Here is a 15147-nt window from a genome sequence, read left to right as displayed (position 1 = left end):
GTGATTTGCCCACCCTCCTGCCCGGCGCCCACGCCGGGAAACGAGACCCGCGCCGGGCCCGGCCGGGCCCGGCCGGGCGACCCCCCGGGGGCCCCGATCTCGGTTCGGTTACGGTGGATTCATGGGCGGAATGGGTGAGCTGGGAGTGGAACTGGCCGATTTCCGGGGTCGCGTCGAGGAGCTCAAGTCCGCGCGGTCCCTCCCTCCCGAGGAGCGGATCTCCGCGCTCGACGCCGCCCTCTTCGAACTCCAGCACGCGGTGGACGTGCTCTGGCCGCGCTACGAACAGCTCGCCGCCGCGGGCGACGGCGACGGCCGGCGGCGCGACGAGCCCGAGGCCCGGCTGCTGCGCGACCTCTTCCAGCGACTGCCGGTGCCGGTGGTGCTCCTGGACCGGACCACCGCCGTGCGCCGGGTCAACACCGCCGCGGGGAACCTCTTCGGCCTCCAGGCCGGCTACGCCACCGGCCGCGCCCTCACCGGGGCACTGACCCATGACGCGCGGGCGGCGTTCCGCTCCCAGGTGGCCGCCGTCGCCCGCGGCGAAGGCGGCCGGAGCCTGCTGGTACGCCGCCTCCGCGAGCACGGTGCGCCGGGCGCTCCGGGGCCGGCGGACATCCTGCGGGCCACCCTCACCGAGCTGCGCCCACCGGAGGAACAGCGGTCCGTGGTCCTCGCCGTCTTCCACCCCGTCCCGGCCCGCGAGGCCGAACGGGAGCTGCGGCAGCGGGCCGCCGCCCGCGCCGAGCGCCCGGCCCGGACCCCGCGCCCGGCCGCGCCCTGGAACGTTCCGCGCCCGGACCTCGCCGAGGTCTCCCGGAACACCGAGATCCTGGACCTCGTCGACGACATGGCCGCCACGCTCCTCGCCGTCTCCCCCGCCACCCCCGGGGCCGTGCTCGACCGGGCCGCGGAGCTGCTGCACGGCCGGTTCGCGGACTGGGTGATCGCGGATCTCACCCTCCCGCCGGAGGGCGGCGCGCCGGACGGCCGGCTGCGGCGCGTGCTGGCCCGGGGCCCCATGCCCGGGCCCGAACCGGGTACGGGCCCGGCGGGCCAGGACCCGGCGGACTGCCCGCCGGTCCGGGACGCGGTACGGGACCGCGTCCCGGCCCTGCTGGTACGGCCGGAGGATCCGGAGGCCTTCGGCCGGGACGCCTCGGGCGCCTCGGTGCTGGTCTCCGCCCAGGTCACCTCGCTGATCTGCGTACCGCTGACCGCACCGCACCAGGGCACCGCGCAGGATCCGGCGCGCCCGGACCCCTCCGTCCCGGGGGCTGCCGGGACCGGCGGGCCGGTGCTGGGCGTGCTGACGCTCTTCCGCACCGGCGGGCGGCGCGCCTTCGAACTGTCCGAGGCCGGCGCCGTGCACCGGATGGCCCGCCATCTCGCCCTGGCCCTGCGGCCCGGGGCCGCCACCGGGGGCCGTACCGGTGCCGGCGGCCCGGCCGCGCCCGCCCCGGAGCATGCCGGGGCGGGCTGACGGAGGGCCCCGGAGGAACGGGGAACCCCGAACCCGCGGGCCGGGAGTGACGGATGCGCGGGACCCGGCGCGGGTCCTGCGCATCCGCCACTCCCGCGGTGTCAGGAGGCGTCCGCCATCACCTGGTCGCAGAGGCTGGCGCAGGTGCGGCTGATCAGCCGGGAGACGTGCATCTGGGAGATGCCCAGCTGCTCGGCGATCCGGCTCTGCGTCATGTCGCAGAAGAACCGCATGTAGAGGATCTGCCGCTCCCGCTCGGGCAGACTGCTCAGCTTGGGTTTGATGGCCTCCCGGTCCACGACCCGGTCGAAGCCCGGCTCGGGTGAGCCGAGGGTGTCGACGAGGGAGTACCCGTCCTCGGAGCCGGGGAGTTCGGCGTCGAGCGACAGCGGGGTGAAGCTGTCGAGGGCCTCCATGCCCAGCAGCACGTCGTCCTCCGACATGCCGGTGTGCCGGGCGACCTCACGGATGCTGGGCCCGCGCCCGTCGAGGGTGGTGGACAACTCGCGGTAGGCCACGCGGACGCGGTTGCGCAGTTCCTGGACGCGGCGGGGCACATGGAGGCCCCACATGTGGTCCCGGAAGTGGCGCTTGACCTCGCCGACCACGGTGGGCACGGCGAAGCTCTCGAAGGCGCTCCCCCGGTCGGGGTCGTACCGCATCACGGCCTTGACCAGGCCGAGTGCGGCGACCTGCTGCAGGTCCTCGATGGACTCGCCACGGTTGCGGAACTGGCGGGCCAGCCGCTCGGCCATGGGTATCCAGGCGCTGACGATCCGCTGGCGCAGGGCGTCCTTCTCGGGGCCGTCGGGCATCCGGGAAAGCCTCCGGAAGTCCTCGGCGGTGTCGGGTGCGTCGTCGTGCGGGTGCCTCGAACGAGGCCGCTTGGTGTGAGCGCGTACGGTCGTCATGAGGGTCTCGCTCCCAGACGGTCGGACTTGTATCACCGTGGGAGCAGGCACGACGTACGGACCGAGGCGCGCTCGGGGCCGCAGACAGAGCTGGTCCCACGGGCGTGCCTACGGTCCGAAGCACGATGGTCCGCCTGCCCCGGCCCCCACGGCGCAAACACGGGGCCGTGGAGTGCTTTCCGGCGGCGGCGGGGCCCGCTGGAACAGGTTCTCCTCCATGCTCACCCAGGTCCGCCGGGCGCGCGACCGGAAGGATCACCGAGCGCCCCCAGCCCGCCGCGCTGTGTCCATGCGCCGGACATCCGCGCAGGTCAGGAGGGCGGGAAAAAGACGGAAACCGGGGTGCCGGACGGCGCGACGGGCCGTTCACGGGCCCCGGTCCGGCGGAGGGCGAGGCGCGCCCGCGGCCGGTTCCGGAATCCCGCGGAAGGACGGCGCGGGCGGAGCGCCGCCGGCCGCGTGTTCTCCGTCCCCCTCCGCGGCCGGGGCTCCGCGGGGCCGGGGTCCGCGAGGGTTCCGGCACCGCCGGCCACGGTGGCGCGGCGGCGTGCGGCACCCGTGCGCGCCGCACGGTCGGCGGGGGCCTTCCCGGGCCGGTGGGGCCGCCCGGCGCGGGAACGCACCCGGCTCATCCCGCCCTCCTCGCGCCCCCGCCCGGCGCCGCGCATCGGGGACGCCCCGGCCTCGGTGGCCGGGGCGTCCCCGATGGGCGATGTCATCCGGTACGGAGACGCGTCCGCGTCTCCCGCGCCGCCCGCTGCCGGTGCGGCGTGACGGCCGTACCGGCAGCGGGGCCGGCCGCCCCGGCCGCCCCGCGGCCGGTCAGTCGTCGGTCGGCCACTCCCCCGTGATCCGGCGGACACCGTGGGCACCGCCCCGTTCGACCACCGCGCGAACGCCGCCCTGGATGGCCCCGCGCAGGATGGCCGGCGGGAGGATCTGCGCCCAGGTGTAGTCCGGATCGGTGGGCTCGGGCGCCTCGTCCTTGCCCGAGACGACCTTCCAGACCTGCTTGAACAGGGCACCGGCGAGCACCCCGGCCAGCAGGCCGAAGAGTGCGCTCAGAATCTTGTAGACCGTGCTCACGCCCAGATCCTCCCCTTCTCGGCGCGCCGGCCGCGAACCATCAGAGCCACGAGGAAGACCGCCGCCGCGCCCGCGACGACGAGCACGGGCGGCGGAACCGGCGCCGACCGCACCCGCTCCTTCGTCTCCTCCGCACGGGCCTTCGCCCGCGCCTTCACATCGGTACGGGCCGCGAGCTGCGCCACGGTGTCACCGAGCCGCTCCCGCGCCTGGACCACCTCGGCCCGCAGCTCGTCGGGGGTGCTCGTCATCGGCGCGCCCTCTCCTTGATCCGCTCGACATCCGTCCTCACGCCGCTGATCGCCTCCTCGGGCATCAGCGGGGCCGCCTCCCGGGTGCGCTTCCGGCCCAGCGCCGCCATCACCCCGGCGGCGAGGAACAGCGCCCCGGCCACGATCAGCGCGGACGCCCAGACGGGCAGCACCAGCGCGAGCGCGGCCACACCGGCGGCCACCAGCGTCAGAAAACCGGCGTGGGCGACCACGCCGGCTCCGCCGAACAGCCCGCCGCCGATCCCGGCCTGCCGTCCCTTACGGGTCAACTCGGCCTGGGCCAGCCGCATCTCACCTCGCACCAGGTCGGACAGTTGCTCGGCGGCCTGCTTGACGAGGTCGCCGACCGACGGTTCGCCGACGTCGCCGGGCGGTCGCCGGTTCACGGTCGTGGTCACTGGCGTCTTCCTCCCTCTCGTTCATGAACAAGACTTCCTCGTACCGGCTCAGGGCCAGGAGGAGGCCGAGCATGGCCATCGGTATGAATATGGCGAACACCGCCATGGCCGTGTCCTTCCCTGGGGGATGTCACGCTCTGTGACGTATGTCACGGGCCTGGGGGCCGAGTGACCGTTCCCAACAGGGTCAAACCGGACGTTCGCCGTGTCTTCGCGCCTTACGGCACCGCTGGTTTCGCGCCGTCAGGCGTGCAGGTATTCAGACGTTCGGCCTGCACGCGTGCACGGCGTCGCGGTACCGCGGATTCACGGATGTGCCGCTCCCGGTCCTTCTCGCTGTCCTGTTCCGGTGCTCCGCCGGGTACCCCGCGCTCCTCCGGGTGCGGGGTACCCGGTCCTCACTGTCGTTGCGGGTTCCGCCTTCCCCGCCCTGCCCGCCGTACGTACGGCGTGTGCCCCCCCCGTTCCCGGAGCCGGTCCGCGGCCCGGAAGGCGGGTGGCGGGTGGCGGAGGGGTGCTCCCGGCGGCCCGGGCCCGTTCCCCCGGCGGGCGGCCGGGGGCCGGCGACGGGGCCGGCGGGGCGGCACCACGGGCGGGAAGAGGTGAGGCCGTGGGGCCGCGGGGCCGGACAGGGCTCGGGCCCGGGATCCCTGAATTCCCGGGCCCGAGCCTTCCTGCTCCCCACTCACGGCCACTCCTGGCCGTGCCACCGGGTCCCCCGGCCCGCCGCCGCCAAACCGCGGGGCGGCTCTCCGGGCCGTGCCCCGAGGTCAGGGCTGCCGGGCCCGGGCGCCCTCCCGGGTCCGGGACGGCGCCACCTGACGCTCCGGATGGCGCCGCAGATATTCGGCCTCCAGTTCGGCTGTCCGCGCGGTGTGGACCTCCAGCGCGTCCGGCGCGGCGTGCAGCAGCGTCTCGTGCCGGGTGCGGTGGAGCGACTCCAGCTCCCTCAGCAGCTGCGGGTCGTCCAGCCCGGCCGGGTCGATCCCGGCCCGGCTCCGTTCCGCTTCCGTCTCCGCCATGGCGCACCTCCTTCGTTGCCGTCCCGGCGTCACCCGGGGCGTCCTTCCGCTCACCCGCCGCACCGCCCGGCCGGGCTCCCGGGCCTGGCGGCTCTCCGGGAGCGCCACGGGGCGCGGGTTCCCTGGGGGCCGTGTGCTCCGTCAGCGCCTCCTCAACCCCGCTGCCGGACCGGTGCGGGACCGGTGCCGGACGGGGGCTCCACCCGGGCCTCCCGCACGTCCCCCGGTGGCCCGGACCGGCGGGCCCCGCCCTCCCCGGTCCGCGGCAGGATCCCGGCGGTGGGTGCGGCCGGGCCCGGCCGGGATCCTGTCGTGTCACGTCCGTCCCGTCGGGTACCCGGCACGGACCACCGCTTCAGAACAGTCCGGAGGAAGCACCCATGGAACTCGCATTCCTCACCCCGGTCGCACAGCGTCCCGGGCCGTGGGCGTCGGTCTTCTTCGACACCTCGCGTGTCTCCCAGTCCGCGCTGAAGGAGCAGGAGCTGGCGGCGCGCGAGGCGGCCGGCGAACTGGCCGCGCAGGGGGCCGACGAGGCCACCTGCCGCACCCTGCGGGAGGCGCTCGCGGAGCTCCCCCGCAGCGGCGCCCCCGGACGGGCGCTCTTCGCGACCGGTGGGGACGTGGTGCTGGACCTGCCGCTCGGCGAACCGCCGCAGAGCGGTCTGCCGACGGTGAGCTGGTCACCGGTGCCCCGGCTGCTGCCTCTGCTGGAGCACCGGAGCGAGAACCCCCGGTGTCTGGTCGCCGCCATCGACCGCAGGGGCGCGGACTTCGAACTCCACGACGACTACGGCCACGAGGACGCCGGGCACCGGGAGGGCCGGCAGTGGCCGATGCACCGCACCAAGTCCGGGGCCGACTGGTCCGTGGGCCACTTCGAGTTCGCGGTCGAGGACACCTGGGAGCACAACGCCGGGGTGATCGCGGACGCGCTGGCCGAGGCCTGGGAGGAGACCGGCGCCCAGCTCCTGGTCCTCGCCGGAGACGTCCGCGAACGGCGCGCCGTGCACGACCGGCTCGCCCCGCCGCTGAAGTCGGCCGCCGTCGAGACGGAGTTCGGCGGCCGGGCCGCGGGGGCCCGCAGGGAGCGGCTCGACGAGGCCGTGGACGAGGCGCGTGAGCACTACACCCGGCGGCGGGCGGCGGAGCTGACCGACCGGTTCCGCTCCCGCCGCGCCCAGGTGCCCGGGGACGTGGCGCACGACGCGGCGGAGGGGGTGCCCGCGCTCGTGGAGGCCGCCCGGGAGCACCGGATCGACTCCCTCGTCATCCGCCCCGACGGCCCGGACGTGCACCGCGAGGTGTACGTGGGCCGTGAGCCGGACCAGATCGCCGTCCGCCACACCGACATCCCGTACCTCGGCGACACCGAGCCGGTCGCCGTGCGGGCCGACGACGCCCTGCTCCGCGCGGCGGCCGCCACCGGCGCCGAGGCCCTGCTCCTGCGCCGGCCGGAGGACGTGGGCGACGACCTGCCGGCGGGCGGGCTCGGGGCACTGCTCCGCTGGCCGGGCGCGCCCGGCGAACGACTGGAGGAATCCCTGTGACCACCGGATGACCCGCCCCGGCGCCGACCCCGGGCCCCCGGTTTCCGGCGGCCCACCGGGCCGGCCGGCGCCGAGGCGGGACCCACGGCCCCCGGACACACGGCACACAGGCCACCCACACCACGGGAGGACGAACCCCCATGCAGCGAGGCAGCGACCATCTGAACGTCCACCAGGACGACGAGATGAAACAGGAACTCCAGGGCATGCTCCGCGGCAACCACCCCACCCGCGCCGAGGAGTGGCACGACGTCGAGCCTCCCGCCGACGACGACCCCGCGACCGGGGTGGGGCCGGTCCCGTCCGCGGACGTCGGCGACGAGGCCGAGGCCGAGGCGCTCCGCTCCGAGCTCGCCCGCTACGTCGGGCGGACCCCCTTCCCCGGGCGGCGCGACCACCTGCTGGAGACCCTCCGCGAACGGCACGCGCCGGACCATCTGGTCGATCTGGTCGGCGGTCTCCCCGACGGCCAGGAGTACCGCAACGTGCAGGACGTCATGGCGGCCCTGGGCCGCCGGCCGCGCTCCTGAGGCCAGGACCGCGCGGCCCCCGCGGACCGGCCTCCCGGCCGGGCCGGGAGGCCGGGACGGGAGGCCGGGACGGACCCGCGCGCCGAAGCCGCGCCCGCTCCCGCTCCCGTCCCCGCGACGGGCGCGGGAGCGGGCTCCGGACGGCGCCCGGCCGCCGTCTCGCCATCCGGTCATCCGGCCGCCCCGCACCGGATGACCGGATGGCCGGGGTGACCTCGGTGTCCTGGCGCGGCGCCCGGCACCTCCGTACGGCTCTCCTCGCCGCGGCGCCCCGGCCGGAGCGGTCACGCGGCTGCCCGCCCGGTCCCGCGACAGGGCGGCCCGGGGCCGGGCGGGAGGTGCCCTGATTCCCGCCCCCTTCCGTCTCCCGTCCCCCGTCCCTCGCCGCCGACGGGCAGAGGGCGGAGGACGGTGGGTCACCATCGCGGAACGGAACCGGCCCCGGCGCACGCCCCCGGGGCGCGCGGGATCACCGCACGCCGGAATCCCGTTCCGGTCCCCCGGCCGGCCCTGTCCCGGCTCATGCCCGGACCGGCCGGGGGTAGGTGTCAGCCATGACCGAGCAGACACCTGGCCCCCTGCACCGATGGCTCAGCGAAGGTGACCGGGCCGTCTTCGCGCGCGTGGCCGCCCACCACTGGCCGGCCGGCGACCGGCTGCTGCCCCGGCTCACCCACAGCGCCAACCACGGGCTGCTGTGGTTCGGCACGGCGGGCGTGCTGTGGGCGCTCGGCGGCGCGCGGGGACGCCGTGCCGCCGCCCGCGGCGTGGCCTCGCTGGCGCTCGCCTCGGCCACCGTCAACACCCTGGGCAAGCGGTCGGTGCGCCGCACCCGGCCCCTCATCGACGCCGTCCCGCACATCAGGCGGGCGCGCCGGCAGCCGACGACGACCTCCTTCCCCTCCGGGCACTCCGCCTCCGCCGCGGCCTTCGCGGTCGGCGTCGCCCTGGAGTCGCGGGCGCTGGGCACCCTGCTGGCGCCGCTCGCGGGGGCCGTCGCCTTCTCCCGTGTCTACACGGGGGTGCACTACCCGAGCGACGTGGTGGTGGGCGCGGCCCTGGGCGCCGGCGCCGCCTACGCGGTGCGGGGCCTCGTCCCGTCCCGCCACCAGCTCCCGCCGCCCGCGCGGCCGCGGGGGGACGCGCCCGCGCTCCCCGAGGGCGAGGGCCTGGTCGTCGTCGTCAACCCCGGCTCCGGGGCGATCCCTCAGCCGGGTGATCCGGTACGGCAGCTGCGGGCCGGGCTGCCCAAGGCCGAGGTCGTGCTGCACGACATGGCGGGGCCCCCGCTGACGGCCACGCTGGACACCGCCGCCCGCGACGCCGCCGAACGGGGCGGCGCGCTGGGCGTCATCGGCGGTGACGGCACGGTGAGCGCCGCCGCGGCCACCGCCCTCCGGTACGGCGTGCCGCTCGCCGTACTGCCCGGTGGCACCTTCAACCACTTCGCGCAGGACCTCGGGGTGGAGACCGTGGCGGAGGTCTGCGCGGCGGTGGAGTCCGGCAGCGCCGTCCGGGTGGACGTGGGGCGGCTGACGCCCACCGGCGAGCCCGGGGTGTCCCGGGAGCCGTCCTACTTCGTCAACACCTTCAGCCTGGGCTCGTACCCGGAACTGGTGCGGCTGCGCGAGCACTGGTCGCCGCGGATCGGCGGACCGGCGGCGACGCTGCTCGGCGTGGCGCACGTGCTGCGCACCTCACGGCCGCTGCGGGCCGTGGTCAACGGGGAGGAGCGGTCGATGTGGCTGCTCTTCGCGGGGAACGGCGCCTACCGCAGCGTGGGCCTCGCGCCCGTGCGCCGCTACGACCTCGCGGACGGCCTGCTGGACCTGCGCGTCGCGCACGGCGGCCGCTTCGCCCGCGTGCGCCTGCTCACCGCCGCGCTGACCGGCGCGCTGCGCCGCTCCCCCGTCTACGCCGCGACCCGGCCCCGGTGGCTGCGGATCTCCGGGCTCCCCGAGGGCACCCACATGGCCTATGACGGGGAGGTCGCGCCGGCTCCGCCGTCCTTCGTCATCGACAAGGCGGAGGAGGCGCTGACGGTGTACCGGACCATTCCCGACTGAGGGCGGTGGCGCGGCCACCAGGGCCGCGGCACTCCCCCCGCCCGGTGGTGGCGCGCACACCCGGCCGTCCGCATCCCGGAACGCTCTTGCTCACCATGTGAGAGAAGCGCCTAGACTGCGGCCACCCGCCGACCCCTTGCCACGGGAGGCCCGCCGTGCCGGACCACAGCAGCGCCCCACGAGAGGGGCACGGGCCCGCGGAAACCGGGAACCCACCCCCGGACGGACGGCCCGGCGGCTCCTCCCGGGCCCCGTCCGCCCGGCCCGCACGCGCCCGCGACCGGGCGGGCGCCCCCGGCGGGGAACACCGGCGGACCGCCGTCTACACGCACGGGCACCACGCCTCCGTGCTCCGCTCCCACACCTGGCGCACCGCGGCCAACTCCGCGGCGTATCTGCTCCCCGAACTCCGCCCCGGTCGGCGCCTGCTGGACGTGGGATGCGGGCCCGGCACCGTCACCGCCGACCTCGCCGCCCGCGTCGCCCCGGGCCGGGTGACGGGGGCCGACACCGCCCCGGAGATCCTGCGGCGGGCCCGCGCGACCGCCGCCGGTCGCGGCCTGGAGAACGTCGACTTCACCGTCACCGACGTCTCCGCGCTCGGCTTCCCCGACGCGGTCTTCGACGTGGTCCACGCCCACCAGCTGCTCCAGCACGTGGCCGACCCGGTCGGCGCGCTGCGCGAGATGCGGCGGGTGCTCCGGCCGGGCGGGGTGGCCGCCGCCCGCGACTCCGACTACGCGGGCATGATCTGGTACCCGCGGGTGCCCGGGCTCGACGACTGGTCGGACCTCTACCGGCGGGTCGCCCGCTCAGGCGGCGGCGAGCCCGACGCCGGCCGGCGGCTGCTCTCCTGGGCCCGGGAGGCAGGGTTTACGGAGATCACCCCGTCCGCGTCGGTGTGGTGCTACGCGACACCGGAGGAGCGCGCCTGGTGGAGCGGGCTGTGGGCGGAACGCACGGTCGCCTCGTCCTACGCGGACCGCGCCGTGGACGGCGGCCACGCCACCCGGGAGGAGCTGCGCCGCATCGCGGACGCCTGGCGGACCTGGGGCAGCAGCCCGGACGGGTGGTTCACCGTGCCGCACGGGGAGATCCTCTGCCGTTAGGGCGCGCCCGGGGGCCGGGCCGGAGACGCGGCGCCCGGTGCGCCGCCGCCGGGCCTCCCTCCGGACCCCGGAAGCCCGGCCCCGGGACGTACGGCCTTGCGGTGGGCGGTCCTCAGCGGAGCCAGGGCAGGTCCGCCCCGGGCCGGTCCGCGGGCTGGAGCCCTTCGGCCACCGTCCGGCAGATCTCCCCGAGCTGCGCGACCTGCTCCGTGGTGAGCCGGTCGAAGAGGGCCGCGCGCACGGTGGCGACGTGGCCGGGTGCCGCGGCCGCCTGGACGGCGGCGCCCCGGTCGGTGAGGACGGCGAACTGTCCCCGCCGGTCGGACGGGCAGCTCTCCCGGCGCACCCAGCCGTTCCGCTCCAGCCGGGACACGGCGTGCGACAGCCGGGACCGGGTGATCTTGGACTGGCACGCCAGGTCGGTCATCCGCATCCGCCGCCCGGGGGCGCGGGAGAGCTGGACGAGCAGCCCGTAGTAGAGGTGCGGCATCTCGGCGTCGCGCTGCAACTGGCGGTCGAAGTGGTCCTCCAGCAGGGCGGTCGCGTGCAGATACGCCTGCCAGGTCCGCTGTTCGCCGTCGTCCAGCCAGCGGGGCCCGGCGCCCGCGGGCTGCGGGTGGTCCGGCGAGCCTGCGGGGTCCGGGGGGCCTTGAGACGTGGTCATGACCTCAGCCTAACAAAAGCTTGAAAGTTAAACGAAGCTCCCGTACGGTGGGCCGGGAGGATGCTTGAAACCTCAAGCAACCTCTCCACGCCCGTCCCGCCAGGCGGCCCGGACCACGCTCGCCCCTGTCGCAGCCGTGCCCGCCGCCGTCCCCTCTCCGGAGCCGCCGCCATGTCCGTCACCGCGTCGTCCGTCGCGCCGTCCGGCGAGCGCATGCCCGCCCTCTACCTCAGCCACGGCGCCCCGCCGCTCGCCGACGATCCCCTCTGGCCCGGGGAACTGGCCGGCTGGTCCGCGGCGCTGCCCCGGCCCCGGGCGATCCTCATGGTCTCCGCGCACTGGGAGGAGGCCCCGCTCGCCCTCGGCGCCACCACGACCGTCCCCCTCGTGTACGACTTCTGGGGCTTCCCCGAGCACTACTACCGCGTCCGCTACGCGGCGCCCGGGGCGCCGGAACTGGCCGAGCGCGTCCGCAGGACCCTGCGCGGCGCGGGCACGCCGGTGCAGGACTTCCCCGACCGCGGCCTCGACCACGGCGCCTACGTCCCGCTGGCCGAGATGTACCCCGGGGCCGACATCCCCGTCCTTCAGATCTCCCTGCCCACCCTCGACCCGCGGCGCCTCCTCCAGATCGGCCGCCGGCTCGCCCCGCTGCGTGACGAGGGCGTGCTGATCGTGGGCAGCGGATTCTTCACCCACAACCTCGCGGCGCTCCGCCACACCGGCCCCGGCGTGCCCGGCTGGTCGTCGGAGTTCGACGACTGGGGGAACCGCGCGCTGGCCGCCGGGGACGTCGACGCGCTGCTGGACTTCCGCCACGCCTCCCCCGCCGGCGAGCTCGCCCACCCCCGTACCGAGCACTTCGCCCCGCTGTTCGTGACGCTCGGCGCGGCGGACGCCGCCGGTGACCTGGACAGCGGGCGCAGCGTCATCGACGGCTTCTGGATGGGGCTGGCCAAGCGGTCCGTGCAGTTCGGCGGGTGAACCGGCGTCCCGTGGCAGGTCCCGGCGGATTGTGGCGGCCCGGCGGGCGGTGACGGGCCCGCGGCCGCCGGACCGGCGGGCGCTTCACCGGTCCCGGGCGACCGCCGCCACCCGGCACGGCACTAGGCTCAACGGCCATGGAAATCCTCGGAACTTCACTCCGTGTCTGTGTGGACGATCTCGACGCCGCCGTCCCCGTCTACGAACGGCTGACCGGCGATCGGGCGATGCGTTTCCGCAGAGGGGGCGTCTCCGTCGCGGCGGTGGGCTCGTTCCTGCTGATGAGCGGGGAGGAGGCGGAGATGGAGCTGCTGCGGAAAGTCTCCGCGACCATCGCGGTGAAGGACGTGGACGAGGCGGTCCGCACCCTGGTCGCGGTCGGCGCGCAGATCATCGCGGGGCCCATGCCCACCCCCGGCCGCAACATGCTGGCCCGCCACCCCGACGGGTCGATCTTCGAGTACATCGACGGCGGCGCCCCGCACCACGCCTGAGGAACGGCCCCGGCACCCCCCGGTCTCCGCGCGGCAGGGGCACGGCGCCGGGTGCGGCGGGACGCCGGGTGCGGCGGGACGCCGGGTGCGGTCCGGCGCGCCCGGTGACCGGTGGGGGTGGCCGGACGGCCGGTGACCGCGGCCGGACGGGCCGCCGGGGCCCCACGCCTCCGGACCGCAGTGGCCCCGGGAACCCGTGGGTTCCCGGGGCCACTGCAGAACCGGTGGATCAGGTGCGGGCGCGGTTCGGCCGCACCCGGTCCGCCGGGCCGGGCTCAGACCGTCAGCACGATCTTGCCGCGGGTGCGACCCTCCTGGCTGATCCGGAACGCCTCGGCCACCTCGTCCAGCGGCAGCTCCCGGTCCACGTTGACGGTCAGCTTGCCCGCGTCGGCCAGCTCGCCCAGCTCCGTCAGATCGGCGGTGGAGGGGCGGACGAAGACGTAGTGGCCGCCGGCCTCCTTGACGCCCGCGTCCACCACCGACACCACCCGCGCCGCGGACCGGGCCACCTCGGTGGAGACCGCGACGGAGTCCCCGCCGGCGAAGTCGACCGCCACGTCCACGCCCTCGGGCGCCAGCTCGCGCACCCGGCCGGCGAGCCCGTCGCCGTAGGTGACCGGCTCGGCGCCGAGGGAGCGCAGATAGTCGTGGTTGCGCTCACTGGCGGTGCCGATCACGCGGGCCCCGAGCGCGACGGCGATCTGCACCGCGAACGATCCGACGCCGCCGGCCGCGGCGTGCACCAGGACCGTGTCGCCCTTGCCCGTCCCGGCGGCGCGCAGCGACTGGAGGGCGGTGAGCCCCGCCAGCGGCAGCCCCGCGGCCTGCGCCCAGCTCAGCGAGGCGGGCTTGCGGGCGACGGCGCGGATGGGCGCCACGGCCAGCTCGGCGAAGGTGCCGAACCGGGCCACGTCCTGCCGGTTGTAGGCGATCACCTCGTCACCGGGGGCGAACTCCGTCACGGCCGGGCCGACGCGCTCGACCACGCCGGCCACGTCCCAGCCCGGGGTCAGCGGGAACTCGGCGTGCAGCACCGGGTCGAGATAGCCCGCGGTGATCTTCCAGTCCACGGGGTTCACCCCGGCGGCACGCACCCGGATCAGGACGGAGTCCGGGCCGACCTTCGGCTCGGGTACTTCGGTGGTCTTCGGCGTTTCGCCGTACGAGTCGATCGTCACTGCCTTCATACGGGGCTCCAACGACGGGACGGCGGGCGGGATTCCCGGTCCGGAAGGGGCGAGAATCACGGTTTCGGCGGCCGCCCGGTCCCGGTCGCGGACGCCGCGGACCTGGGACGAACGGTCCGGCCACCCTAGGCGGCCCCGGCGGCGGGGCGCACGGCGACCGGGCCGACGGGGTGACGGGGTGACGGGGACAGGGGACGGGGACGGGGCCGGGGGCAGGCGACGGGGGCAGGCGACGGGGCCGGGGGACGGGGTGATGCCCCGGGTGCCCGCCCCGCCTCAGTGCGGAGCCAGCGCCGACTCCAGGAGGTCCGCGAGGAGGGCCGCGCCCGTCCCGGCGGGGTCCAGGTCCGGGTCGTAGATGGTGACGTCCAGCCCGGCGCAGCGCGGGGAGCGGACCAGGGGGCGCAGCACCTCCCGCAGTTCGCCGGCGGAGAGGCCGTCCGGCTCGGGGCAGTCCACGGCGGGCATCACGGACGGGTCGAGCACGTCCGCGTCGAGGTGCACCCAGAAGCCGTCCAGGGCGTGGGTCTCCAGCGCGGCGAGCAGCCCGTGGGTGACGTCGTCCACGCCCCAGCTGCGCAGCTCGCCGACGCTCACGCTCGGGATCTTCAGCTCGCTCAGCTCGGCGCGGTCCGGGTCCCCGTCGCGGAGGCCGACCAGGCGCACGTCCTCGTCCCGCACATACGGGCGCAGCCCCTCCAGGTCGGTGAGGTCCCGCTGCCCGCGTCCGGTGCACAGGGCCACCGCCTCCCCGGCGGCGGCGCCGATCCGGCCGGAGTTGCCCGGGTGCCGGAAGTCAGCACTGGCGTCGAGCGCGGCGAGCCCGTAACGGCCGGCGCGGCGCAGGCCCAGCGCCGCGCCGAGCTGGACACTGCAGTCCCCACCGAGGACGACGGGGAGATCCCCGGCCCGGACGTGCCGTTCGACCCGGTCGGCCAGGCGCGTGGTGTACGCGGCGAGGGCGGCGGCGTTGAACGCCCCGTCGCCCTCGCGCCACTCCCCCCGGTCGTACCGGGGCGGGACGACCACACCGCCCTCCTGGGCGGAGATCCGCGTGAGCAGACCCTGGTCACGCAGGGCCCCGGGGAGCTTGTAGCAGCCCGGGACGGTGCCGGGGGCCGGCGGGCGCAGGCCGAGGTTGGACGGGGCGTCGATCAGCACGGTACGGCGCATGGCCCTACTCTGGCACGGCCCCGGCACCGTGACCCGGCGACTCCGGACTTCGCCGCGCTCCGGCCGCCGCCCCGGCCGGCCCGCTCCGGCGCTCCCGGCCCCGGCCCGTCCTCCGGGCGGGCCTGACACCGCGGGGACGCGAGGGGCGGGACGCCGGGCGCGGCTCCACGGCGGGCACGGACCCCGGCGCCGCCCGTCCCTCTCAGGCCGTTCCC

Annotated in this window: 15 protein-coding genes; 7 read left to right on the top strand and 8 right to left on the bottom strand. The window is 76.4% G+C overall.

Features of this window, described 5'->3' with window-relative positions; translation table 11 throughout:
* The first annotated feature begins 121 nt into the window (after positions 1-121).
* On the top strand, positions 122-1483 hold the full coding sequence (locus HCK00_RS20550; protein WP_168103493.1) for a PAS domain-containing protein: 1362 nt from the start codon (positions 122-124) through the stop codon (positions 1481-1483).
* A gap of 101 nt (positions 1484-1584) precedes the next feature.
* On the opposite strand, the gene HCK00_RS20545 is transcribed toward HCK00_RS20550, so the two are convergent.
* The 5 genes from HCK00_RS20545 to HCK00_RS20525 form a co-directional block, all read right to left on the bottom strand.
* A complete protein-coding gene (locus HCK00_RS20545) occupies positions 1585-2394 on the bottom strand; it encodes a SigB/SigF/SigG family RNA polymerase sigma factor (RefSeq protein WP_168103492.1) in 810 nt (269 codons plus the stop codon).
* Between the two features lie 822 nt (positions 2395-3216).
* On the bottom strand, positions 3217-3480 hold the full coding sequence (locus tag HCK00_RS20540; protein WP_168103491.1) for a DUF4235 domain-containing protein: 264 nt from the start codon (positions 3478-3480) through the stop codon (positions 3217-3219).
* Positions 3477-3731 carry a DUF3618 domain-containing protein gene (locus HCK00_RS20535; RefSeq protein ID WP_168103490.1) on the bottom strand — a complete coding sequence of 85 codons (255 nt, stop codon included), beginning with the start codon at positions 3729-3731 and terminating at the stop codon, positions 3477-3479. Before HCK00_RS20535 ends, HCK00_RS20540 begins: the two co-directional genes overlap by 4 nt.
* Positions 3728-4150, bottom strand: coding sequence for a phage holin family protein (locus HCK00_RS20530; protein WP_168103489.1), 423 nt, complete (start codon positions 4148-4150; stop codon positions 3728-3730). Before HCK00_RS20530 ends, HCK00_RS20535 begins: the two co-directional genes overlap by 4 nt.
* A 770-nt stretch (positions 4151-4920) precedes the next feature.
* Positions 4921-5172, bottom strand: a complete 252-nt coding sequence (locus tag HCK00_RS20525) for a DUF6158 family protein (protein WP_168103488.1) — start codon at positions 5170-5172, stop codon at positions 4921-4923.
* A 380-nt stretch (positions 5173-5552) separates the two neighbouring features.
* Between HCK00_RS20525 and HCK00_RS20520 the strand changes: the two genes are divergently transcribed.
* The 4 genes from HCK00_RS20520 (at position 5553) to HCK00_RS20505 (ending at position 10427) form a co-directional block, all read left to right on the top strand.
* On the top strand, positions 5553-6722 hold the full coding sequence (locus HCK00_RS20520; RefSeq protein ID WP_168103487.1) for a baeRF2 domain-containing protein: 1170 nt from the start codon (positions 5553-5555) through the stop codon (positions 6720-6722).
* A 140-nt stretch (positions 6723-6862) separates the two neighbouring features.
* Positions 6863-7252 carry a DUF2795 domain-containing protein gene (locus tag HCK00_RS20515; protein ID WP_168103486.1) on the top strand — a complete coding sequence of 130 codons (390 nt, stop codon included), beginning with the start codon at positions 6863-6865 and terminating at the stop codon, positions 7250-7252.
* Between the two features lie 554 nt (positions 7253-7806).
* On the top strand, positions 7807-9318 hold the full coding sequence (locus tag HCK00_RS20510) for a bifunctional phosphatase PAP2/diacylglycerol kinase family protein (protein WP_168103485.1): 1512 nt from the start codon (positions 7807-7809) through the stop codon (positions 9316-9318).
* A gap of 347 nt (positions 9319-9665) precedes the next feature.
* Positions 9666-10427 (top strand): methyltransferase domain-containing protein, encoded by a 762-nt coding sequence (locus HCK00_RS20505; protein ID WP_168103484.1) that lies wholly within the window; start codon positions 9666-9668, stop codon positions 10425-10427.
* A 112-nt stretch (positions 10428-10539) separates the two neighbouring features.
* On the opposite strand, the gene HCK00_RS20500 is transcribed toward HCK00_RS20505, so the two are convergent.
* A complete protein-coding gene (locus HCK00_RS20500; protein WP_168103483.1) occupies positions 10540-11091 on the bottom strand; it encodes a MarR family winged helix-turn-helix transcriptional regulator in 552 nt (183 codons plus the stop codon).
* A 213-nt stretch (positions 11092-11304) separates the two neighbouring features.
* Between HCK00_RS20500 and HCK00_RS20495 the strand changes: the two genes are divergently transcribed.
* Together HCK00_RS20495 and HCK00_RS20490 are read left to right on the top strand one after the other, a co-directional pair.
* Positions 11305-12075, top strand: a complete 771-nt coding sequence (locus HCK00_RS20495; protein ID WP_375781988.1) for a dioxygenase family protein — start codon at positions 11305-11307, stop codon at positions 12073-12075.
* A gap of 137 nt (positions 12076-12212) precedes the next feature.
* Entirely contained in the window at positions 12213-12569 is a 357-nt protein-coding gene (locus HCK00_RS20490; RefSeq protein ID WP_168103481.1) for a VOC family protein, read from the top strand.
* A 275-nt stretch (positions 12570-12844) separates the two neighbouring features.
* Here HCK00_RS20490 and HCK00_RS20485 read toward each other — a convergent pair whose 3' ends face one another.
* Entirely contained in the window at positions 12845-13759 is a 915-nt protein-coding gene (locus HCK00_RS20485; protein WP_168103480.1) for an NADP-dependent oxidoreductase, read from the bottom strand.
* 276 nt (positions 13760-14035) lie between these two features.
* Positions 14036-14932 (bottom strand): arginase family protein, encoded by an 897-nt coding sequence (locus HCK00_RS20480; RefSeq protein WP_168103479.1) that lies wholly within the window; start codon positions 14930-14932, stop codon positions 14036-14038.
* Positions 14933-15147 lie beyond the last annotated feature (215 nt).

Origin of the sequence: Streptomyces zingiberis (genome assembly GCF_012034935.1) — a bacterium.
Lineage (GTDB): Bacteria > Actinomycetota > Actinomycetes > Streptomycetales > Streptomycetaceae > Streptomyces > Streptomyces zingiberis.
Note: the sequence above shows the minus strand (reverse complement) of the source record. Positions and strands in the feature narration are given on the sequence as shown.